Origin of the sequence: Nocardia sp. CY15, from assembly GCF_009829295.1 — a bacterium.
Lineage (GTDB): Bacteria > Actinomycetota > Actinomycetes > Mycobacteriales > Mycobacteriaceae > Nocardia > Nocardia sputi.
On sequence record NZ_VUOT01000107.1, the window covers coordinates 1 to 850 of the forward strand.

The 850-nt window shown below is 67.5% G+C and carries 1 protein-coding gene; it reads left to right on the forward strand.

Annotation, left to right across the window (positions count from 1 at the left end; translation table 11 throughout):
• Positions 1 to 373: hypothetical protein (locus tag GVY39_RS33800; protein ID WP_236565828.1), on the forward strand; the 373-nt coding region annotated here is incomplete at its 5' end.
• Between the last annotated feature and the right edge of the window lie 477 nt (positions 374 to 850).

Genomic DNA, 850 nt, shown 5'->3' on the forward strand with positions numbered 1-850 from the left:
GCTGGGCCGCGCTCGGAACATGGGGAGCGACCCGATGACACCCGAGGACCTACCGGGGCGCAGTGGCCGCGACGCGGGCAGGATCGCCCACCGCCCCATACTGCTGGCGGTCCAGGACAGCAACATCACCGGCACCGATTGCGCGGTCGATCCCGGTGACCTCAGTCCCGACGAGGCGATCCGCACCCTCAGCGTCCACCACCAGTGCCCGTCGCCCTGTCATCCGCGTGACCGTGCGCTGGCGGTACTGGGCACCGAATACAGCGCGGCGGCAACACTGGGCGCGCGTCGGCCCGCGCGTGCACTGGACGAACTGGACCAACGGCTAGCCGAACTGATCCGCGAATACCTACGCCGAGTCGCCGACCGGTAACCGCAGCCGCGACAGACCGAGCCCGGACGCCATCACCGTCCGGGCTCGTCTAATTCCTGCCCGCAGACACCTTTCCAGACAGAAAGCCGGGCGGCCCATCACCCCTGACACCGTCCCGGCTCGGTCACAGTGACAGCAGCCAACAGCCTCGAGGCGGTAAGGGCGAGCGCCACGGGGATGACACCGAACATCGCGGCCGCGGTCATCGGGTTGCGATCCTCAGGCACCCGTGAGGCCGACCGCCACTGTGGGCACGCGCCCAGCGAACCAACGAGAATGGCCGTTGCGATCCTCGGTCACCGGTCAGGCGACCGCCACGGCCACAAACCCAGAGCAGTCGAACGAGTCGCCTGTCAACGTCGGTCGAATCGTGACCCGGCTTGTTCGCTGGAATCTTGACCCACCCTTTGGTTGGTTTCAGTCGTTGGTTTTGGCCGCGGGGACGCGGCCGAGGTCTCGGTCTTTGAGGCGGTAGCT